General features: G+C 69.9%; 22 protein-coding genes. 16 read left to right on the top strand and 6 right to left on the bottom strand.

Annotated elements, in window-relative coordinates:
- Positions 1 to 41 precede the first annotated feature (41 nt).
- A complete protein-coding gene (locus ACWC1K_RS31865; RefSeq protein ID WP_450698843.1) occupies positions 42 to 491 on the top strand; it encodes a Fur family transcriptional regulator in 450 nt (149 codons plus the stop codon).
- Positions 492 to 501: 10 nt separating this feature from the next.
- Positions 502 to 1,467 (top strand): CAF17-like 4Fe-4S cluster assembly/insertion protein YgfZ, encoded by a 966-nt coding sequence (gene ygfZ, locus ACWC1K_RS31860; RefSeq protein ID WP_450836410.1) that lies wholly within the window; start codon positions 502 to 504, stop codon positions 1,465 to 1,467.
- A gap of 16 nt (positions 1,468 to 1,483) precedes the next feature.
- On the opposite strand, the gene dtd is transcribed toward ygfZ, so the two are convergent.
- Positions 1,484 to 1,909: a D-aminoacyl-tRNA deacylase gene (gene dtd, locus ACWC1K_RS31855; RefSeq protein ID WP_450836409.1), complete on the bottom strand. Its 426-nt coding sequence runs from the start codon at positions 1,907 to 1,909 to the stop codon at positions 1,484 to 1,486.
- Between the two features lie 168 nt (positions 1,910 to 2,077).
- Here dtd and ACWC1K_RS31850 point away from each other — a divergent pair, with 168 nt between their 5' ends.
- Together ACWC1K_RS31850 and ACWC1K_RS31845 are read left to right on the top strand one after the other, a co-directional pair.
- Positions 2,078 to 2,725 (top strand): RsiG family protein, encoded by a 648-nt coding sequence (locus tag ACWC1K_RS31850; RefSeq protein ID WP_450836408.1) that lies wholly within the window; start codon positions 2,078 to 2,080, stop codon positions 2,723 to 2,725.
- Positions 2,726 to 3,175: 450 nt separating this feature from the next.
- Positions 3,176 to 4,432 (top strand): GNAT family N-acetyltransferase, encoded by a 1,257-nt coding sequence (locus tag ACWC1K_RS31845; protein WP_450836407.1) that lies wholly within the window; start codon positions 3,176 to 3,178, stop codon positions 4,430 to 4,432.
- 226 nt (positions 4,433 to 4,658) lie between these two features.
- Here ACWC1K_RS31845 and ACWC1K_RS31840 read toward each other — a convergent pair whose 3' ends face one another.
- A complete protein-coding gene (locus ACWC1K_RS31840; protein WP_450836406.1) occupies positions 4,659 to 4,844 on the bottom strand; it encodes a hypothetical protein in 186 nt (61 codons plus the stop codon).
- Positions 4,845 to 5,100: 256 nt separating this feature from the next.
- On the opposite strand from ACWC1K_RS31840, the gene ACWC1K_RS31835 reads away from it, so the two are divergent.
- Entirely contained in the window at positions 5,101 to 5,940 is an 840-nt protein-coding gene (locus tag ACWC1K_RS31835; protein WP_450836405.1) for a GntR family transcriptional regulator, read from the top strand.
- A 53-nt stretch (positions 5,941 to 5,993) separates the two neighbouring features.
- Here ACWC1K_RS31835 and ACWC1K_RS31830 read toward each other — a convergent pair whose 3' ends face one another.
- Positions 5,994 to 6,182, bottom strand: coding sequence for a hypothetical protein (locus ACWC1K_RS31830; protein ID WP_344399511.1), 189 nt, complete (start codon positions 6,180 to 6,182; stop codon positions 5,994 to 5,996).
- A 183-nt stretch (positions 6,183 to 6,365) separates the two neighbouring features.
- On the opposite strand from ACWC1K_RS31830, the gene ACWC1K_RS31825 reads away from it, so the two are divergent.
- From ACWC1K_RS31825 to ACWC1K_RS31800, 6 genes are all read left to right on the top strand, one after another.
- The gene (locus ACWC1K_RS31825; protein WP_450836404.1) at positions 6,366 to 7,247 is read left to right on the top strand and encodes a GntR family transcriptional regulator; all 882 of its coding nucleotides are present in this window, start codon (positions 6,366 to 6,368) and stop codon (positions 7,245 to 7,247) included.
- Between the two features lie 29 nt (positions 7,248 to 7,276).
- Positions 7,277 to 7,978: an HAD family hydrolase gene (locus ACWC1K_RS31820; RefSeq protein WP_450836403.1), complete on the top strand. Its 702-nt coding sequence runs from the start codon at positions 7,277 to 7,279 to the stop codon at positions 7,976 to 7,978.
- 520 nt (positions 7,979 to 8,498) lie between these two features.
- Positions 8,499 to 9,584 carry a phosphotransferase gene (locus ACWC1K_RS31815; protein ID WP_450836402.1) on the top strand — a complete coding sequence of 362 codons (1,086 nt, stop codon included), beginning with the start codon at positions 8,499 to 8,501 and terminating at the stop codon, positions 9,582 to 9,584.
- Between the two features lie 113 nt (positions 9,585 to 9,697).
- Entirely contained in the window at positions 9,698 to 10,648 is a 951-nt protein-coding gene (locus tag ACWC1K_RS31810; RefSeq protein WP_450836401.1) for an ATP/GTP-binding protein, read from the top strand.
- Positions 10,649 to 10,665: 17 nt separating this feature from the next.
- Complete coding sequence (locus tag ACWC1K_RS31805) at positions 10,666 to 11,271, top strand: TetR family transcriptional regulator (RefSeq protein WP_450836400.1); 606 nt, start codon at positions 10,666 to 10,668, stop codon at positions 11,269 to 11,271.
- 55 nt (positions 11,272 to 11,326) lie between these two features.
- The gene (locus ACWC1K_RS31800) at positions 11,327 to 13,339 is read left to right on the top strand and encodes a HelD family protein (RefSeq protein ID WP_450836399.1); all 2,013 of its coding nucleotides are present in this window, start codon (positions 11,327 to 11,329) and stop codon (positions 13,337 to 13,339) included.
- A gap of 36 nt (positions 13,340 to 13,375) precedes the next feature.
- On the opposite strand, the gene ACWC1K_RS31795 is transcribed toward ACWC1K_RS31800, so the two are convergent.
- Entirely contained in the window at positions 13,376 to 14,263 is an 888-nt protein-coding gene (locus tag ACWC1K_RS31795; protein WP_450836398.1) for a nitroreductase/quinone reductase family protein, read from the bottom strand.
- Positions 14,264 to 14,464: 201 nt separating this feature from the next.
- Between ACWC1K_RS31795 and ACWC1K_RS31790 the strand changes: the two genes are divergently transcribed.
- The 5 genes from ACWC1K_RS31790 to ACWC1K_RS31770 all read left to right on the top strand — a co-directional run bounded on the left by ACWC1K_RS31790 (position 14,465) and on the right by ACWC1K_RS31770 (position 17,512).
- A complete protein-coding gene (locus ACWC1K_RS31790) occupies positions 14,465 to 15,088 on the top strand; it encodes an RraA family protein (RefSeq protein WP_450836397.1) in 624 nt (207 codons plus the stop codon).
- A complete protein-coding gene (locus tag ACWC1K_RS31785) occupies positions 15,088 to 15,585 on the top strand; it encodes an HAD domain-containing protein (protein WP_450836396.1) in 498 nt (165 codons plus the stop codon). Before ACWC1K_RS31790 ends, ACWC1K_RS31785 begins: the two co-directional genes overlap by 1 nt.
- 120 nt (positions 15,586 to 15,705) lie before the next feature.
- Positions 15,706 to 16,332 (top strand): helix-turn-helix domain-containing protein, encoded by a 627-nt coding sequence (locus ACWC1K_RS31780; RefSeq protein ID WP_450836395.1) that lies wholly within the window; start codon positions 15,706 to 15,708, stop codon positions 16,330 to 16,332.
- Between the two features lie 68 nt (positions 16,333 to 16,400).
- Entirely contained in the window at positions 16,401 to 17,048 is a 648-nt protein-coding gene (locus tag ACWC1K_RS31775) for a hypothetical protein (protein WP_450836394.1), read from the top strand.
- A gap of 131 nt (positions 17,049 to 17,179) precedes the next feature.
- Positions 17,180 to 17,512 carry a DUF2516 family protein gene (locus ACWC1K_RS31770; RefSeq protein WP_351480595.1) on the top strand — a complete coding sequence of 111 codons (333 nt, stop codon included), beginning with the start codon at positions 17,180 to 17,182 and terminating at the stop codon, positions 17,510 to 17,512.
- 133 nt (positions 17,513 to 17,645) lie between these two features.
- Here the strand turns inward: ACWC1K_RS31770 and ACWC1K_RS31765 are convergent, their stop codons facing one another.
- Together ACWC1K_RS31765 and ACWC1K_RS31760 are read right to left on the bottom strand one after the other, a co-directional pair.
- Complete coding sequence (locus ACWC1K_RS31765; protein ID WP_450836393.1) at positions 17,646 to 18,953, bottom strand: PP2C family protein-serine/threonine phosphatase; 1,308 nt, start codon at positions 18,951 to 18,953, stop codon at positions 17,646 to 17,648.
- A gap of 275 nt (positions 18,954 to 19,228) precedes the next feature.
- Entirely contained in the window at positions 19,229 to 20,326 is a 1,098-nt protein-coding gene (locus ACWC1K_RS31760) for an NlpC/P60 family protein (RefSeq protein ID WP_450836392.1), read from the bottom strand.
- Between the last annotated feature and the right edge of the window lie 170 nt (positions 20,327 to 20,496).

The raw sequence follows: 20,496 nt of genomic DNA, 5'->3' as shown, positions 1-20,496 counted from the left end.
CAGTAGTTCTGACAAGTACAAGTAGTTCTAGACTCTTCGGTGTGGTGAGCACCGACTGGAAGAGCGACCTCAGGCAGCGCGGCTACCGGCTGACGCCGCAGCGGCAACTCGTGCTCGAAGCCGTGGACGCCCTGGAGCACGCGACCCCCGACGACATCCTCACGGAAGTGAAGAAGACGGCGTCGGGGGTCAACATTTCCACCGTCTACCGGACGCTGGAGCTGCTGGAGGAGCTGGGCCTGGTCAGCCACGCCCACCTCGGGCACGGCGCGCCGACGTACCACCTCGCGGACCGCCACCACCACATCCACCTGGTCTGCCGGGACTGCCAGAACGTGATCGAGGCCGATGTGTCGGTGGCCGCCGAGTTCACCGCGAAGCTGCGGCGGGAGTTCGGCTTCGAGACGGACATGAAGCACTTCGCGATCTTCGGCAGATGCCGGGACTGTTCGCAGAAGAGTTCGCTGAAGAGTTCAACTACCGAGTCGTAGGCTTGTGCATATGAAGAGCCCCCTCCTGTCCCTGCCCGGCGCCGTCCCCGCCGAGGGCGTGGACGAAGGCGTCGCCGCCCACTACGGCGAACTGTTCCGCGAGCAGCGCGCGCTCGCCGACGGCGCCGGCTTCGTCGACCTCTCGCACCGGGGGGTCGTGACCGTCACCGGCGAGGACCGCCTGAGCTGGCTGCACCTGCTCCTCACCCAGCACGTCAGCGACCTCCCGGCCGGCCAGGCCACCGAGGCGCTGATCCTCTCCGCGCACGGACACATCGAGCATGCGCTGTATCTGGTCGACGACGGCGAGACGGTCTGGGCGCACGTGGAGCCGGGCACCCAGGACGCGCTGATCGCCTACCTGGAGTCGATGAAGTTCTTCTACAAGGTCGAAGTGGCCGACCGCACGGCCGAGTTCGCGGTGGTCCACCTGCCGGCCGGTTCGATCGCGGAGGTGCCGGAGGGCGTCGCCGTACGCGAGACGGCGTACGGCCGCGACCTCTTCCTCCCGCGCGCGGACCTCGAGTCGTACGCCGAGAAGGCCGGCCCTCCGGCCGGGATCCTGGCGTACGAGGCCCTGCGCGTCGAAGACCACCGCCCGCGCCTGGGATTCGAGACCGACCACCGCACCATCCCGCACGAGCTCGGCTGGATCGACACGGCGGTGCACCTGCAGAAGGGCTGCTACCGGGGCCAGGAGACGGTGGCGCGGGTGCAGAACCTGGGGAAGCCGCCGCGCCGCCTGGTCTTCCTGCACCTGGACGGCAGCGAGGTCCACCTCCCCACGCCCGGCACGGAGCTCCGCCTCGCGGACGAGGACCCCGACGGCCGCAAGGTCGGCTTCATCACGACCTCCGTACGCCACCACGAGCTGGGCCCGGTCGCGCTGGCCCTGGTGAAGCGGAACGTGCCGGTGGACGCGCGGCTGGTGGCGGGGGACACGGCGGCGGCGCAGGAGACGGTCGTGGAACCGTAGGCGCCGTGCCCGGGCCCTAGATCTCCACGAGCACGGTGAAGGGCCCGTCGTTGGTCAGCGAGACCCGCATCTGCGCGCCGAAGCGCCCGGTCCCGACCGTTGCGCCGAGGCTCCTCAGCTGGGCGACGACCTCGTCGACCAGGGGCTCGGCCACGTCCCCGGGCGCGGCGGCGTTCCAGGTGGGCCGGCGCCCCTTGCGGGCATCCCCGTACAGCGTGAACTGGCTGATGACCAGCAGCGGCGCATCGACGTCACTGCAGGACTTCTCGTCCTGGAGCATGCGGATCGACCAGAGTTTGCGGGCGAGTTGGGCCGCCTTCTCCTTGGTGTCCTCGTGCGTCACCCCGACGAGGACGCAAAGTCCCTCGCCGATGATCTCCCCGACCGTCTCGCCGTCGACGACGACGCTCGCGCCGTCCACCCTCTGCACCACTGCACGCATGAACCCATCATGCCGTGCCCCCGGAACCAGGTCCGAGGGGGCTTCGGAGGGCTTCTCATTGATCCTTAACCCCCCCATCTGGGGCCGATCGGGGGCACTCGGTCACATAGCGGCCACTTGGGGTGGCACGATGCTTCCACACGCCGGTCGAGGGGACGGTTGAGGCACATGAGCACACCGAGTATGGGGCAGCCTCCTGGGGCGGTCTCGCTAATTCGTACAGGGGAGCGAACGCCGATGCGTCCGCCCACCCAGCGGACGGACAGCCCGGACAGCGCGACCGGCGGGGACCCTGGTGACGGCCCGGGCGGTCCGCAACTGCCCGCAGGGCCGCCCGAGCACGACCTGGCCGTACTGAGCCTGCCCGAACTGCGCGCCTTGCGCCGGGACGCCCAGCGCGAGGAGGCCGACCTCAGCTATGTGCGGCGGCTGCTGCAGGGCCGGATCGACATCCTGCGGGCGGAACTGACCCGCCGCTCGCCGGCAGGCGCGGGTTCCGTGGTCGAACGGCTCCCGGAGATCCTCACGGACGCCCCGGCCCGCCACCGCTCCTCCGCCCGCCATGTGACGCTGGGCACGCCGTACAACGAGGAGTACGGCCGGCTGGCCGCGGACATGCTCGCCGAGGTCGAACTCTCCGACCTGGCCGCCCGCACGGACCTGGAACTGAACACGGCGATGGGCCGACTGGTCCGCTACGAACAGCAGGTCTCCCTCAGGCGCCAACGCCTGCAACGCACCACGGACGACTGCAGCGGCGAAATCACCCGCCGCTACCGCGAGGGCGAGGCCCAGGTCGACGACCTGCTGACCTGAACCCTGGGGGCGCCCTGCCGGGCTGCTGCGGGGTTTGGGTTCGGGGTTGCCGTCCCGGCCTCCTCCCACTCGTGGGGTGTGGTCGGCGTGGTGCCGGTTGGCGTTGCCGTCCCGAGCCCCCACCCACCCGCGAGCCGTAGCCGTCGTAGTGCCGCGCACAGTGCTGCGCGTCGAGGACGCCGTCCCGATCCCCCGCCCGCCCGCGGGGCGTGTCTGTTGTAGCGCCGGGCGGCGTCTTTCAGCCCGTCCGGCGTTTGAGGACGAGGCCGTTCAGGCCGATCGGGGTCCGGGGCGGAGCCCCGCGGGGGTGCGGGGGACGTGCCCGGGTTCAGGGGCGGAGCCCCTGGTGGGGTCGAAGGGGCGGCAGCCCCTGGGGACGTGACGGGCAGGGGCGGCGGGGGCGAGGAAAATCCGCGCGACACCGCCCCGAGGCCCACCTACCGTGATCCCATGACCCAGGCGCACCCCGACACCGACATCCGCCCGATCACCGAGCCCGAGTTCCCAGAGTGGCTCCGCGCCGTAAAAGTCGGGTTCGTACAACAACCCCAGGTCTGGGAACCCGAACTCGAAGCCCGCCGCCCCCAGTTCGAGCCGAACCGATACCTCGGCGCCTTCGACGGCCCCCGCTGCGTAGCAACCTTCCGCTCCTTCGAGCAGCAGGTCACCGCGGTAGGCGGCACCCCCGTCCCCGCCAACGCCATCTCCGCGGTCAGCGTCACCGCCACCCACCGCCGCCGCGGCCTGCTCACCCGCATGATGACCCGGGACCTCGCGGCCGCGAAGGAGCGCGGCGACGTCGTGGCCACGCTCATCGCCGCCGAGTACCCGATCTACGGCCGCTACGGCTTCGGCCCCGCCACCTCGGCCGCCGAGTGGACCGTGGACGTCCCCCGTACCGGCCTCGACCCCCGCTGGTCCGGCCCCGCCGACGGTGCCCGTATCGACCTCGTCGATCCCGAGGACGTACGCAAACTCGGCCCCGAACTCCACGACCGCGTCCGCCGCACCACCCCGGGCGCCGTCACCCGAGGCGACTGGTGGTGGCAGCTCGCCACCGGCGCCGTGCGGGTCGACCCGAAGTGGACCGAGCCGTTCTTTGCCCTGTACCGCGCAGCGGACGGCGAGGTCGAGGGCCTGGTCGCGTACGAGGTCGACGACAAGTGGGGCGACGCGGGGCAGCCGCTGGACACGGCGACCGTGCGGAACCTGATCGCGGCGACCCCGGCCGCCGAGCGCGCCCTGTGGAGCTATCTGTGCTCCATCGACTGGGTCACCCAGGTCAAGAGCGGCCACCGGGCACCCGACGACCTGCTCCCCCTCCTCCTGCCCGACCCGAGGGCCGCCCGTATCACTTCGCAGGCCGACTGGCTGTGGGTGCGGATCCTGGATGTCGTACGGGCGCTGGAGTCGCGGACGTACGAGGGGACGGGCTCCCTGGTGCTGGAGGTCGCCGACCGCGCCGGCCTGGCGGGCGGCCGCTACCGGCTGGAGGCGTCGGCGCAGGGCGCGTCCTGCACGCCGACCACGCAGAGCCCCGAACTCACGCTGGACATCGCCGAGTTGGGGCAGCTGTGGCTGGGTGACGAGTCGGTTGTGCGGCTCGCGGCGCTGGGCCGGGTGCGGGAAGAACGAGCGGGCGCCGCCCAAGTGGCCGACGCCCTGCTGCGTACGTCCAGGCGGCCGTGGTGCCCGGACATGTTCTGAGCCCCCTTCCTTCCGACGACGACTGATGACTCATCCGTAGCTGTGCTCTTCAGTTGTGGCTGTGCTGATGGAGCTGTTCAGTTGTGGCTGTACGGGTGAAACTGTTCAGTTGTGGCTGTGCGCTTGGTGCAGACTGACCGGGCTCCCGGCTCCCCTCCGGAAGGGAGCCCGGCCAGCCGGATCCTGGGTCGGCGAACCCGTCGGGTTCGCCGGGGCCCGGCCGGACTCAGCCGGACTGGGCGAGCAGCATGACGAGGATGACCGCTCCGATGCCGCTGATCGTGGCGTTCCGGGCCTTGAGCCCGATGGACAGCGCGGCGAAGGCGATGAGGCCCATCGGCCCGTACCGCCACTGGACGAGGTTCTCGAATCCGATGGCGAGGGCGGCGACGGCAAGGGCGATGAGCGGCATGGCGGTCCCTCCTTCGGGACGGGGAGGCGGACCCATGGTTGCGGCCAACCCTTATGAAGTTTGACCATGTTGTTGAAGTTGGTGACCAACTTCTCTGTACTTATCTCCGCTTGGAAGCGGCTTATAACCACCTTCTCTGGAACTGCCCAAAGATGGCGGGAAGTTGTAGTGTTTGGTCGTGGACCCGAAACACGCCTCCGTCAATGGACGGAAGAGGTCGCAGCGGCCACAGACGTCACAGACGTCGCACCGAGACGTGGCTGACGAGCTGCGCGCCCGCATCAGGTCGGGTGAGCTCCAGCCGGGTCAACGCATGCCCACGCAGGCGAAACTGGCCGACGAGTTCGGCGTCGAACGCGGTGCGGTACGCCAGGCCCTGCGCATCCTTCAGTCGGAGCACCTGCTGACCAACGTGTCGAAGGGGGCTCCCGCGACCGTCGCCCCCGACCTGGGCCTGAGCAAGGCCCTGACCGGCCCCGGAGCCCCGCCGCTGCCGACCATGGTGGCCCTGGCCCCGCGCATAGCGGAGGCCTTCGCCGCGCATCACGTGGAGATAGACGCCCTCTGTCTGACGGCCGTCTCGCTGACTCTCGCCATCGGTGAGCCACTGCGCCGGATCCACGCCGGACAGCTGAAACCGGCCAAGCTGGACGTCCGCGTACTGCTGCCGAGCCGCGACATCGACCTGGCCTTCCCGACCCCGGTGGACCCCAGGGCGGACGGCCGGCTGCAGCGCCGCTGGCTGGCCAACCGCAATGCCCAGGGCCAGGTGCTCCAGCACAACCTGCTGGCCCTGCGCGCCACACACGGCATCGACGTGAACGTCACCTTCCGCGCCCTGCCCTTCACCCCGCCGGTGAAGCTGTACCTGCTCAACGGCATGGAGGCGCTCTTCGCGTACTACACGCTCACGCGGCGCGAGGAGGAGATCGACCACGAGTACCTGGAGATGTACGACGCCGAGGGCACCCAGTCCATGCTGTTCGCCTTCGGACAGGGCGCCGGCCTGCGCGACACCACCTTCGTCGAGCAGTCGCACCTGTGGTTCAACGCACTGTGGGAGACGATCAGTTCGGAGCTTGTGCTCACGAGCTGACGTCTCCCACAGTGGCGGGACAGCGGCCGACCGGGCCGCAGGTCGCCTTCCGCTCATAGAGCGGGCCCCGCGACCAGCAGGGCGAGCACGACGGCTCCGATGGAGCTGACGGCCGGGTTCTTCGCCTTGATGCCTATGGTGAGCAGCAGCAGCCCGATGATGCCGGTGGCGCCGTACTTCCACTGGACGGTCTGCTCGATGCCGACGACGAAGACGGCGGAGAGGAGGGCGAGGACGGGCATGGTGGTTCCCCCTTCAGGCTTCGCGGGCGGGACGTGCGTGGGGGGTGCGGCGGATCCGAGGAAGCAAAACTTCCGCCAACTGGATAAAGTTGGCAACCAACTCCAACTAAGTTATCCCCACTTGGTACCTACTCATAAACAAGTCACAAACAACTCCCGGTAGATGGATCCGAGTTGTAGCGTTTGGTCGTGACCCAGGAGAACGTGGCAGTGAACGGCAGCAGAAGGCTCTCGCCCCAGGAGATCGCCGACATCCTGCGGGAACGAATCAGCAAGGGTGACCTCAAGGCCGGAGACCGCCTGCCCACCCAGGCCGAGCTGGCCGACGAGTTCGGCGTGGAACGCGGCGCGGTCCGCCAGGCCCTGCGTGCCCTCCAGCAAGACGGGTTGCTCACCAACGTCAGCAAGGGAAGCCCACCACGGATCGCGGAGCCGCCGGGGCCCGGCAGGGACGAGCCGCAGCCGACGACAGTGGGGCTGGCACCGCGGTTGGCGGAGGCGTTCGCGGTGCCCCAGGTGCGCGTCGACGTTGTGTGCCACACATCCGAGACGCTGATGCTCGCACTCGGCGAGCCGCTGCGCCGGATTCACGACGGCAGCATCCGTCCCGACTCGATAGCCTTCCGCGTCCTGCTGCCCAGCCGCGAGATCAACCTGGCGTTCCCGGTGCTGGTCGAGGGCCGCGTCGACGACGACACCGTCCATAAACGGTGGCTGCAGATGCGCGACGCACAGGCGCGGGTGCTCCAGCACAACCTTCAGGCCATCCGGTCCACGCACGGCATCGACGTACAGGTCACCTTCCGCGCACTGCCCTTCACACCGCCGGTCAAGCTGTATCTGTTCAACGGGGAGGAAGCGCTGATCGGGTACTACATCCCGACCAAACGGGAGGAGGAGTGGCAGAGCCAGACCCTGGAGATGTACGACGTCCTCGGCTCCCAGTCGCTCCTCTTCTCCTTCCTGAAGCGGGCCGGGCAGCGGGACGCTGCGTTCGTGGAGGAATCCCAGAAGTGGTTCGACGCCCTCTGGGAAACCATCACGACGGACCTGACACTCTCCTAGTGACTAGTGATACGACGCAGACTGATCCGATGCCGGCACAGACCGAGCGACTGCAGGAGCTGATCGGGCATGCCCGCGTCGTGCTCTGGGACTTCGACGGACCGATCTGCAGGCTGTTCGCCGGGCACTCGGCGGAGGGCGTGGCGACCGACCTGGTGGACTGGCTCGAAGGCCGGGGGCTGCACGATCTCCTCACGGAGGACGAGCGGGACACCGAGGACCCCCAAGCCGTGCTGCGCGCGGTCGACCGCCGGCACCCCGCCAGCGACCTGGTGGTGGAGGTGGAGGAACGTCTCACCCAGGAGGAACTGCGGGCGGTGCCCAAGGCCCAGCCGACCCCGTACGCCGATCCGCTGATCCGCACCTGGAAGGCGGTCGGCGCACGCTTGGCGATAGCCACGAACAACTCCCCGAAGGTCGTCCACGCCTACCTGAGCGGCCGCGGCCTGCTCGACTGCTTCCTGCCGCACATCTACGGCCGCACCCACGACCTGCAGTACCTCAAGCCCCACCCCCACTACCTCAACCGCGCCCTGACAGCCATGGGCGTGGCCCCCGCCGGCGCCCTGTTCATCGGCGACACCCCCACCGACTGCGAGGCGGCCCGCCAGGCCGGGGTCCCCTTCCTCGGCTTCGCGCGCAACGAGCACAAGGAGAAGCTGCTCCAGGTCGCCGGGGCGACGGACATCGTGGGGTCACTGGAGCCGTTGTTGGAGACGTTGCGGGGGTGACTCACGCCGAATACCGCTTCCCGACGGACGAGTTGCGAGCTCTTCGGCGTGCGTCACAGCGGGAGTCGCCAACCTCGCCGCCGAAGGACATGGTGCGAGTCGTCGCCGGCCCGGACGTCCGGGTCGAGGGGGCCCCAGATTTCTTGCGCTGTTCGTTTGATGCTCCGTGCGATGCCGGCAGTGGACTTGGGAGAGAGCCGGCAGACAGGTCTGTCGAAGTCGAACAGTACGGTGCTTGTGCGGGCCGGCAGGTGCACGGGCGCTTTCCGGTCGTCGATGGTGTCCGCCATGGGATTCCTCGTCTTCGTCGCGCCCGGGTCTGCCCTCGGGGAGTCGCGGTGGTCAACGAGACGGTCGGTGCGCGGCACCTGGCCAGGAGCGTTCAAGGGTGCGCAGGTTCGCCCATGTCGGGGACCGAAGCTGCTGATATCCGAGTTCGCGGGGCGCTACTCGGGGCCGGTGGAGTAACGTGCGTCCCCTCTTGTCCCATGGGCTCCACCGGAACGAGCTGAACCCAGAAATGCCACCCCGAGTTGACTCTGACGCCAAACAACTCGCCGACGAAGTGAGCGGCGGGGCACGGGGTGTGATCAAGGGCCCGCTCAAGGGATACCACCACGAAACCTATGTGCTTCGTCTGGACGGTGGGACGCAGATCGTCAAGGTCCGTGAGCCGCGCGCCGAGATCCTCTGGTTCGACCGGCGGTGCTTCGAGTCCGAGGAGAAGCTGCTGCGCACCCTGAAGGGGAAGGTCGAGCGGATCCCCGAAGTCCTCGATGTCGCGGGCATGGGGTTCCAGGGGTTCATCGAGGGGCGCACCCTCCCCACGCGGCGCTGGGCGGGGCGGCGAGTCTCCGACCCGGTCTTCGACCAGATCGTCGAGCTCTTCCGGCAGATGGCGGAGATCAGATCCGACCTGCTCGAGAGTGTCCCGCGGCGCTGCCTGCAGAAGGACCGTGCCGACGACCGTGACACCGACGGATTCCTGGAGCGTCTGATCGTCTTCATAGAGGATCAGGTCTATGAGAAGAACCTCCCGGAGTTCGGAGACCTCTTCGACCAGCTCGGTGTGGGTGGTGAATCGTTCGTCCGCCTGAAGAAGAAGATGTCCGGGCTGCGGCGGCGCCCTTTCGGCCTGCTGCACGCGGATCTGCACCGTAAGAACTTCGTCGTCGACTCCCGTGGCCAACTCTGGACCATCGACTGGGAGTTGGCGATGCTGGGTGATCCCCTCTACGACCTCGCCACCCATCTGTATCTGATGCGGTACCCGGAGGATCAGCAACGCCGTATGGCCGCGGAATGGAGCCGGGTCGTGGAGAAGGGCAACCCGGGCGGTTCGTACGGCCTGGCGGACGACCTGGACGTCCTCCTCGACTTCAAGAGAGCGCAGTCGGTCTTCACCGACGTCATCCGTGTGTCGTTGTCACTGGGCGACGGAACGGGGTTCAACTGGGCGGCCCTTCCCTGGGCCGCACGGAAACTGCAGAGAGTCCTGACTGCCGCGGCCGGGCCCCTCGAACTTGCCGAGGTGCCGAGCCAGCCGGAGATCATGGCAGCCCTCTTGCGTCGGCGGCGCGCCGCGGACTCCGGTCACCCGGGCTGATCCCCTGGACCGCGATGAGGTACTGGACTTGGAACCGCCCTCTTCCTGACGGTCTGTCCGTCCGGGCACCATGAACAGGCTCGGTTCAAGGCGCGGACTGGCAGGGGGAATCAGTGTCGGGCACGAGGCCGTCCTGGAGGGAGAGACTGGCTGCCGGCTGGGGACGTGCGGAGTCCACAGTCACGAAGCTGTTCCTGGCTGCCGTCTTCGCACTGGGACTGCTGGCACAGTTCGTGAAGCCCATCGGTGACGCACTGGAGGACAAGGTCTACCTGGGCGGCGCGCTGCTCACCGTGGTGGGCTACGTGCTCTACGCCGAAGTGCAGCGCCTCAACGCGGCGCACTCGGCGCAGCGGGAGAACGCGGAGGGCCTGAGTCACGTGGTGCGGCGGCTCGAAGAGGAAGTGCAGCGGCTGAACGCGGTGCTGCGCCCGCGAGGGGGAGGAGGGGTCACCCCGAGTGAACTGGAGCGCGAGTTCCAGGAGGTGCTCGAGGCCGGGGGAGAAGTCCGGCTCACGGCGCTGGGATTCACCGGAGAGACGTTCGCGGTCCCGCTGAATCGTATTCTCCAAGGCCTCGGCACCGATCCCCGACGCACCATTGGCCTGCGGGTCCTGGTACCGGATCTCACCAAGGAGATCGAGATCCCCGGCCAGGTGGGCGAAAACGGCAAGATCTCCGATGCCCCCGGCTTCCGTGATCACCTGAGCCGTCAGATCGCGAGGTACGAGAGCATCCTGAGGTCCCAGATAGGCCGGATGGCCGTCGGCAGACGGGGGACGCTGAAAGTCGAATTCCGTGTCCTGCACATGTCGCCCTCGCTCAAGCTCTACTTCATCAACGACGACGTGCTGTACGAGGGGGCGTACGACAGGATCGACCTGCGTCCCGACCATATGAACACCGCCCCTGAGGCGGGCGACGGCAATCTCCTGGACCTCGTCGGCTACGACACCCCGCTGACCCGCTGGTCCCTGGACGGCGGCGACCACGCACGGGAGATCATCCGGCGCCGCAGGGAGTTCTTCGAGACGCTCTGGAACGTGGCCCATGAACTGACCTAGTGCGTAGGCTCACCGCCATGACCGAGCCCGGCCTGCGTGAACGCAAAAAGCAGCGGATGTACCAAGACGTCTCCGAGATCGCCATCCGCATGTTCCTGGAGCGCGGCTTCGACGCAGTGTCCGTCGCCGAGATCGCCGCCGCCGCCGAGATCTCCAAACCGACCCTCTTCCGGTACTTCCCGGCGAAGGAGGATCTCGTCCTGCACCGGATCGCCGATCACGAGGCGGAGGCAGCCCGGGTGGTGGCCGAGGGGCCCACGGCGCTCGCCGCGCTGCGGCGGCATTTCCTCGACGGGCTGGAGCGGGAGGATCCGGTCACCGGGCTGAACGACCATCCGCAGGTTCTCGCCTTTCACTCCCTGCTCTACGGGACTCCCGCCCTCGTCGCCCGCGTGTACGCCTACCAGCAGCGGTCCGAGGCCGCGCTCGCCGAGGCCCTCGGTGGTGGGCTGGAGGCGCGGCTCGCCGCCGGGCAGATCACTGCCGTGCAGCGGATCCTCGCGATGGAGAACTGGCGGCGGATCTCCGAGGGGGAGCGGGTCGAGGACGTACAGGCGGATGCCGTGGCCGCGGCGGAGCGGGCGTTCGGGGTGCTGGCGACGGGTATGCCGCATCTCGCATAAATGAGACTGGGTAAATTATTTAACTCGGTTACTTTAATTGGGTAGTCTCCTCCCCATGACGTCAGCCGAGCCCGCCCTGAAAGAGTCCCTCCACCACGAACGCGCCCACCACGACCGCTGCCGTAGCGCCCTCGCCGCCATGGTCGACGGGGCCCAGGAGCAGGTCGTCACCGGTGAGGACGTCTCCGCCTCAGGTGCCGATGCCGAAGTGCTCGGGTACCGGCTGCGCAGCCGGGCGAAGGAGATGCGGGAGCTGCCCGAAGGGCCGTTGTTCTTCGGGCGGCTGGACACCGCCGAGCAGTCGCTGCACATCGGGCGGCTGCGGATCAGCGAGGACGTCGCCGCCCCGCCGCTGGTCGTCGACTGGCGGGCGCCCGTCTCCCGCGCCTTCTACCAGGCGAGCGCCGGCGACCCGCAGGGCGTTGCGGTCCGGCGCAGGTTCGGCTGGGCCCCCGGCAGCCGAGGCGACTCCGCCGACCTCACCGGGCTCGAGGACGAGCACCTGGACCGGGGCGAGTCCCGGACGAGCGACATCGTCGCGCGGGAGATCGAGCGGCCCCGCGTCGGCCCCATGCGGGACATCGCGGCGACCATCCAGCCCGAGCAGGACGATCTCGTACGAGGGGACCTGGGCGTTTCGGTGTGCGTGCAGGGCGCTCCCGGCACCGGCAAGACCGCCGTCGGGCTGCACCGGGCCGCCTACCTCCTCTACACCCACCCGCAGCGCATGAAGCGCGGCGGACTGCTCATCCTCGGGCCCAACCGGACCTTCCTCACCTACATCTCCCAGGTGCTCCCCGCCCTCGGCGAGACCGGCGTACGGCAGTCGACCCTCCAGGAGGAGATCGCCGCGCACCCGGTCAGGGGGACCGACAGCGAACGGGCCGCCGTCGTCAAGCACGACGCCCGGATGGCGGAGGTGCTGCGCCGGGCGCTGTACGCACATGTCTCCAGCGAGGGGGTCGACTCCCTTTCCGTGGACGACGGTTCCTACCGGTGGCGGGTCGGGGCCGGTGAACTCGTGCGGATCGTCGAGGACGTACGGCGTGAGGAGCCGCCGTACGGGATCGGGCGCGAGCGGGTGCGGATGCGGGTCGTGCGGTGCATCCAGACGCAGGCAGAGCGGCGGGCCGGGCCGCAGTCGAACGCCTGGGTGCAGAAGATCTCGCGGGCGCGGGCGGTCCGGGAGTACGTCGACGCCGTGTGGCCGCGGGTGCGGCCCGAGGAGGTCGTTGCCCGGCTGCTCGCAGACCCAGGGGCGCTGGCTGTCGCCGCCGACGGGCTGCTGGACGCCGGCGAACAGCGGGCACTGCTGTGGGTCAAGCCCCCGCGGTCGTGGAAGTCGGCCCGCTGGTCGGCCGCCGACCTGGTGCTCCTCGACGAGGTCGCCGGGCTCGTCGGGCATCCCGAGGGATACGGCCATGTCGTCGTCGACGAGGCGCAGGACCTCTCTCCGATGGAGTGCCGGGCCATCGCGCGGCGCGCACCCTTCGGGTCGCTCACCGTGCTCGGCGACCTGGCGCAGGGGACCACGCCCTGGGCGGCGCGCTCCTGGGACACGGTCCTGCGGCACCTGGGGAAACCGGACGCGGCCGTGGTGCCGCTGACGACCGGGTTCCGGGTGCCCCGGGCCGTCGTCGCGCTCGCCAACCGGCTGCTGGAGCGGCTGGACGTCGACGTGCCGGCGGGGCGGTCGCTGCGCAGGGACGGCGAGCTGAGGGTGCGGGAGGCGGGCGCCGATCTGCCGGGTGCGGTCGTGGACGCCGTACGCGAGGCGCTCGGTCACGAGGGGTCGGTCGGGGTCGTCGCCGCCGACGCCGACCTGGACCGGGTGACACAGGCGCTCGGCGCGGCCGGGATCAAGGCCGCGGGACCGGACGAGCCGGGCGCCCGCGTGACCGTCGTACCGGCGGCCCTCGTCAAGGGGCTCGAGTACGACCATGTCGTCGCCGTCGAGCCCGCGGCGATCGCGGAGGCGGAGGCGCGCGGGCTGCACCGGCTGTATGTCGTGCTGACCCGGGCGGTCTCGCGACTGGTGGTGGTGCACGGGCGGCCGCTGCCGTTCTAGCCCGAAGGGCCGAGGCCGGCCGCGGCCGCCCGCGGGTCAGGCCGGGGCGTCCAGGAGGGGGATCAACTCCTGTTCCTCGTACGTCAGATGGGCTTCCAGGTCGTGGGTGAGGCGCTCGACCTCGGCGCGTGCGGCGGCCGGGTCCTCGTCGGCCAGGGCGCGGCGCAGCTCAGCCACCAGGGCGGCGATCTGCTCGTGCTCCTCGCCCAGGCGCTCGAGCACCGGGTTCGATCCGGGGTGACGGTCGGCGAGGAACGGGAACATCATGGTGTCCTCGCCGGTGTGGTGGTTGTGCAGCCCCTGGCAGAAGGTCAGGCAGTTGACGCGCAGCTGGGCGCCGAGGGTGCCGTTGCCGGCCGCCATCTCCTTTCGGATCAGGGCGAGTTCACGGCGGAACGCGTCGTGCACCACCTTGATCGCCTCGCCGGGCGAGGAGGCGTTGATCCTCCCCGGGCCGCCGTTCGTGATCGCGTGCAGGGCCACCACCGGGATGACCCGATCGGTCTTCTTCTGGTACTCCGCCCAGCCGGGGTCGGCCCCCACCGCCCGCGCCCAGGCCCGCTCCCGCTCCTCGCCCGCCAGTACGACGGCCTCGGCCTCGTACGTGAACACACCGCTCTCCACGGTGACCCGGGGGTGGGCGAGGAGGTTGTGGTACCAGTCCGGGTGCTTGGGGGAGCCCGCCGCGGAGGCGATGACCAGCACGCTCCCCCACTGCTTGAAGGCGTGGGGGGACCCCCAGCCGCCGTCGGGGAGGTAGCCGACGGGAGTGGTGTGCGGGGTGCCGGTGCGGGCGCCGGTGGTGGTCAGCAGGAGCAGCCGGCCACCCTCGAAGGGGCCGCCGACGCGGCCCCGGTGGGCGCGGAACTCGTCGATGACCTGCTGGTTGAAGTCGATGAACTTCTTGTTGTCCTGGTCGGGCATTCTCTTCTTTCTCTGCAGCTGGTGTCTTCCGAAGGATTCGAAGGCGGCGCAGAGAAAGAGGCGGGCTTCGCGCCCTCCCCCACTCTCGAATTCGCTCGAGCGGGGGGACCCCCATCGGCCTCACTCAGAGGCCGGGCACCCAACTCGCTCACGGCACAAGGCCGACCCGGCAGTCATGTACGGGACGATAACGTCCGGCGTATGACTGACGCCATCGAGTTCCGGACCGTTCCCACCACCACCCTCGCCGACCTCCTGGGCCGCGGGCAGGTCATGGACATCGGGATCCGCCCTCTGTGGGGGCCGCACGGGCGGGTGGCCGGACCGGCCTTCACCGTCAGCTGCCCGCCCGGCGACAACCTGATGCTGCACGCGGCCATCCACCGCGCCGCGCCCGGATCGGTCGTCGTCGTGGAGTCCGGGGACCTGGACTGGGCGCTCGCGGGCGGCAATGTCTGCGCCGCCGCCCAGCGGCGCGGCATCGAGGCCTTCGTCCTGGACGGGCTGATCCGCGATCTCGCCGAGGTGCGGGAGGCACTGTTCCCGGTGTTCGCCAGGGGTGTCATCCCCATCCCGGGCGCCAAGTCGGTCGTACGGCCGCTGGGCGAGCCGGTGACGTGCGGTGGCGTACGGGTCGAGGCCGGGGACATCGTCGTGGCCGACGAGGAGGGCGTCGTCGCCGTACCCGCCGCCCGCAGCGAGGAGGTGCTCGCGGCGGCCCTGGCCAAGCTGGCGAAGGAGGCCGACGAGTCGCTGGAGGACTGGGAGGCGGCACACCGGGCACGCATCGACAAGATCCTGGCGGAGCAGGGGTTCGAGGGCTGATGTTGCTCTTCCTCGACATCGACGGAACGCTGATCCCGTTCGGCTCGGCGCACCCGTACCCCTCGTACGAGCCGCGCTTTCCGCTGCCGCGGGCGGCGGTCGCCGGGCAGCCGCTGCTGGAGCGCATCGACCCCGCCCTCGGAGCACGACTCGCGGCGCTGGACTGCGAGCTGGTGTGGGCGACGACCTGGCTGGAGGACGCGAACGTGTGCGTCGCGCCCTGGCTCGGCCTGCCCCCGCTGCCCTCGGTGGACTGGCCGGACGAGGACGAGCCTGCGACGCCGCTGCACTGGAAGACCCGGCCCCTGGTGGCCCGGGCGGACGGCCGACCCTTCGTCTGGGTCGACGACGAGATCACCCCCGCCGACCGCGCCTGGGTCGCCGCACACCATCCGGCGCCCGCCCTGCTGCACCGGGTCGACCACCGGTACGGGCTCACCGCAGCGGACTTCGCCGTCCTGGAGGAGTGGCTCAGGGACCGTCGCGCCGGGCACTGACGCTCGGGGCGCCTGGCGTGAGAGCGCCGGCCCCGTTCCGATGCACCCGCCCGAGTGGCGTGGCGCACTATTGCAAGCGGCTGCTTGCAATAGTTAGCGAGGATGGTGCAAGGTGGAGGCATGGCATCGCTCAACGTCGGCAATCTCGGCGAATACCTGCGCGAGCAGCGGCGCACCGCGCAGCTGTCGCTCAGGCAGCTCGCCGACGCCGCCGGGGTGTCCAATCCGTATCTGAGCCAGATCGAGCGCGGGCTGCGCAAGCCGAGCGCGGAGGTGTTGCAGCAGGTCGCCAAGGCACTGCGGATCTCCGCCGAGACGCTGTACGTCCGCGCAGGCATCCTCGACGCCGAGCGGGACCGGGACGAGGTGGAGACGCGCGCCGTCATCCTCGCCGATCCCACGCTGAACGAGCGGCAGAAGCAGGTGCTGCTCCAGATCTACGAGTCCTTCCGCAAGGAGAACGGGTTCGGGATCGCCGGTACGGCGGACGAGACGACCGAGGAGCCCCCGGAGGCCGGCGCGGTGGTCCTGACCGCCGAGCCCAGCCAGGGCGCCACGGACGGACAGGACGCTCAGGGCACCGACACCGCGATACGCCGCCCCCGCGAGGACGGCGGCGAGCAGACCGGTGAGCGCCGTATCCGCAAGACCCGCACGGCCGGCGGACGAAAGTCCGCCACGCGCCGCACCCGCACGTCCGACGGCAACGATGCCGAACCGCACGACCCGCAGCGGCCCACCGGTTGAGCAGACCGGCCACGCTGCCCGCGGGACCCAAAACCCTCAAGCGCAAGCGATCCGGGAGGACCATCACCATGGCCATCACCGACGACCTCCGTAAGACCCTCAGCGACCCGACGCCGCTCTACTTCGCCGCCGGCACCGCCGACCTGGCCCTTCAGCAGGCCAAGAAGGTGCCCGGCCTGGTGGAGCAGCTGCGCGCCGAGGCCCCGGCCCGTTTCGAGGCCGTCCGCACCACCGACCCGAAGGCCGTGCAGGAGAAGGCCCAGGCCCGCGCCAAGGAGGCCGGCGCCAAGGTCAAGGAGACCCAGGAGAACCTCCAGGCCAAGGTCACCGAGTTCCTGGCGACCCTCGACGGTGACATCAAGAAGCTCGGCTCCACCATCGACGCCGACCTGAAGAAGCTGGGCGAGTCGGCCCAGGACCTCGCGCTGCGCGGTGTCGGTGTCGCCGCCGAGTACGCCGTGAAGGCCCGCGAGACCTACGAGAAGGTCGCCGAGCACGGCGAGCAGGCCGTGAAGACCTGGCGCGGCGAGGCGGCCGAGGAGATCGAGGAGCTGGCCGTCGCCGTCGAGCCGAAGGCCGAGCCGGTCGCGGTCAAGGAAGACACCAAGCCGGCCGAGGCCGAGGCCGCCCCCGCTGCGGCGAAGAAGCCCGCCGCCAAGAAGGCGCCGGCCCGCAAGACCACCACCGCGAAGAAGACCACGCCGCCCGCGAAGTGACACGGACGGGTGATCGGTAACGGGTCGGGCACTCCTGGAGGGCCCGACCCGTTGTGCGGGTAGCCGGTGTTCGGGAACGGGTACGGTGACCGCGTAGGAACAAGCCGAGTCTGGTGGTGGACGTAGTGCTGATGCAGGGATTCGCAGGGTTGATGTGGCTGCTGAGCATGGCCCTGATCCTTTTCAGCGGCTTCGCGCTGATCGACGCGGCCATCCGGCGCGAGGACGCCTACCGCGCGGTCGGCAAGCAGACCAAGCCGTTCTGGCTGATCATCCTCGCCCTCGCCTTCGTGGTGAACCTGATCTTCCCGATCCTGTCGTTCCTGCCCGCCATAGGCCTGGTGGCCAGCATCGTCTACATGGTCGACGTCCGCCCGGCCCTCCGAGGCCTCGCAGGCGGCGGCCGCAACCGACGGGGTTCCAGCAGCGACGGGCCTTACGGTCCCTACAACGGCGGCCGCTGACAACCACCGGTCGGGGGGCGCCCTTCTCAGGGGCGCGGGGCTGTTTCGATGTGCGGCTCCGCCGCGTGGGCGCGACCAGCCACAATGGACCCGCAGTCGGCGTACAACAGACCCCACAACGGCGAGCTGCCGCTCAGACCCCGCGGTCCAGCAACAACACCGCCACGTCGTCCGTGAGCTCGCCTCCGTTCAGCTCACGAACCTCGTTCACAGCAGCCCGCAGCAGCGCCTCGCCCCGCAACCCCGCGGCCAGCTGCCGCCGGACCATCTCCACCATCCCGTCCTGCCCCAGCCGTTCGAGGCGCCCCTCCCCGATCCGGCCCTCGATGAGCCCGTCGGTGTAGAGCATCAGACTCCACTCGCGCCCCAGCTCCACCTGCATCCGGGGCCACCGCGCACCCGGCAGCAGCCCTAGGGCAGGCCCGTTGTTGTCGTACGGCAGCAGCTCGGCCGTCCGCCCCGGCCGGGCGATCAGCGGCGAGGGGTGTCCGGCAAGACACAGCCCGGCCCGCCGCCCGTCGGGGGAGATGTCCACCGTGCAGAGCGTCGCGAAGATCTCGTCGTCGGACCGCTCGTGCTCCAGCACCTGCTGCAGCGTCCCGAGCAGTTCGTCACCGCACAGCCCCGCCAGGGTCAGCGCCCGCCAGGCGATCCGCAGCTCCACGCCGAGCGCCGCCTCGTCCGGGCCGTGCCCGCAGACGTCGCCGATCATGGCGTGCACGGTGCCGTCCGGCGTCCGTACGACGTCGTAGAAGTCACCCCCGAGCAGCGCCCGCGACCGGCCGGGCCGGTACCGCGCGGCGAACCGCAGCGACGACCCTTCGAGCAGCGGGGTGGGCAGCAGCCCTCGCTCCAGGCGCCGGTTCTCCTGCGCCCGGACCCGGCCCTCGGCGAGCCGCCGCTCGGCCGTGTCGGAACGTTTCCGCTCCACGGCGTAGCGGATCGCCCGGCTCAGCAGCCGGCCGTCCAGTTCGTCCCGGAAGAGGTAGTCCTGGGCGCCGACCCGCACGGCCTCGGCGGCGCGCTCGGCGTCACCGGACGCGGTGAGCGCGAGAACGGCGTGCCGGGGCGCGAGCTCCAGTACGTGCTTGAGCACGGCGAGCTCGTCGTCATCGCCGCGGCCGGGGGCCGGCAACGCGAGGTCCAGCAGGATGCAGTACACGTCGTCGGTCAGCAGCCGCGCGGCCTCGGTGAGGTTGCGGGCGGTGCGGACGCGGATCGGACGGCCGGCCGAGTCCTGCAGCTCGGGTATGACGGTGGAGCCGCCGGGATCGTCCTCGATCAGCAGCAGCGTCAGGTTCGTGGTGGCGGCGGCGTTCTTGTCGACCGTGGCTTCCTTGCGCGGGGTCTGGTCCGTGGAGGTGCCGCCTTCTTGCGCGGCCTGCGCCTGACCACTCTCCGCGGCCGGGATCGCTCTCTGCCGCGGTATGGGTACGGGCATCTTGTTGAGTTCCTTCCCTCCCCCCGAGGGCACGCGGAGCGAGAGATCTCGATCCACCGACGGGGACCATAGCGGGTGGCCGGGCGGTAAAGGAATGGCGTGAGACACGCTGCTTGGCCAGGCGCCACTGTCATATGCCGCGATCCGTACCGCAGTTGGACAGGAGGGACGCGGCGCAGGAATGACGAACGTCACGTCCACCGCGGGTTTGCGGGGGCGTTCGGCGTGCAGTGGGTCACGTGACGGGGTTCACCCGACCGCCAGGCCAACCCTCCCTACGCGTCCGGGCGCACCACCCCGAGGATCGGCATGGACCCCGCCCCCGTGATCGTCACCGTCCGCCCGGGCCGCGGGGCGTGCACGATCGCGCCGTCGCCGATGTACATCCCGACATGGCTGGCGTCGTCGAAGTAGATGATGAGGTCGCCGGGCCGCATGTCCTTGATGTCGACGTGCCGCAGCTGCTTCCACTGCTCCTGCGAGGTGCGCGGAATGGCGTGCCCCGCGGCCGCCCACGCCTGTGAGGTCAGCCCCGAGCAGTCGAACGTCTCCGGGCCCTCGGCGCCCCATTCGTACGGCTTTCCGATCTGCGCCGTGGCGTAGGCCACCGCCTTCTTGCCCAGCTCGGAGGCCTTGCCGTTGATCTCGTCGAGGATCCCGGAGTCGAGCCAGGCGGTCTGCGCCTCGAGGGCGGCCTCCTGCTCCAGCCGGGCGAGGCGCTCCTTCTCCTTCTTCTCCAGCCGGCTCTCCAGCTTCTCGGCGGCCGCGATCTGCTGCTTGATCCTCTTTCGGGCGGCGTCCTTCGCCTTGCGGTTCGCCTCCAGCTTCTTCCACTGGTCGGCGGCGTCCGCGGCGTACTGCTTCAAGTCCTGCTGGGTGCGGGTCATTTCCACGATCAGGCCCTTGGTCGCCCGCTCGCCCTCCAGCACCCGGCCCGCGCCGTCGAGGAACTGCTGCGGGTTGTCGCTGAGCAGCAGCTGGGCCTCGTCGGGCAGTCCGCCGGTGCGGTACTGGGCGGCGGCCGCGGCACCCGCCCGCTTCTTCAACTCGTCCAGCTTCTGCTGACCCTTGACGATCTTCTGCGCCAGGTCGACGATCGCGGCGGACTGCTGCTTGGTCTTCTCCTCGGCCGCGTTGTACGCGTCCGTGGCGACGGCCGCGTCGTGGTAGAGCTGGTCCAGCTTCTCGCGGATCGCCTCAAGGTCCTTGTCGGCCGCCGGAGTCGTGGAGGCGGAGGCGTCCGGAAAGGGAGAGGTGCTGGGGGAGGGCGTCCGGCCGGCATTCGCGAACGCCGTCCCCGGCGCTGCCAGCACGGTGACCGCGCAGACCACGGTCACGGCCATCGCGACGAGGCCGCGCTTGCCCGTACCCATACAGCTACCCCCAAACCTGATTTACCGTCAGTAACTTACGGCGCCTGGGGGATCGTGCCACGCCGACGCGCAAAGCGACAGAGCTGCACGCACGTCGGATTTCCCCCTTTCCCGTTGCCGTACGCGATCTCCCCGCCTTTGTGACGAACGACTCAGGGAGATCGTTCCCC

The organism is Streptomyces sp. NPDC001492 (genome assembly GCF_053597275.1).
The sequence above is the reverse complement of the archived record's forward strand: the minus strand, read 5'-3'. Positions and strand labels throughout refer to the sequence as shown.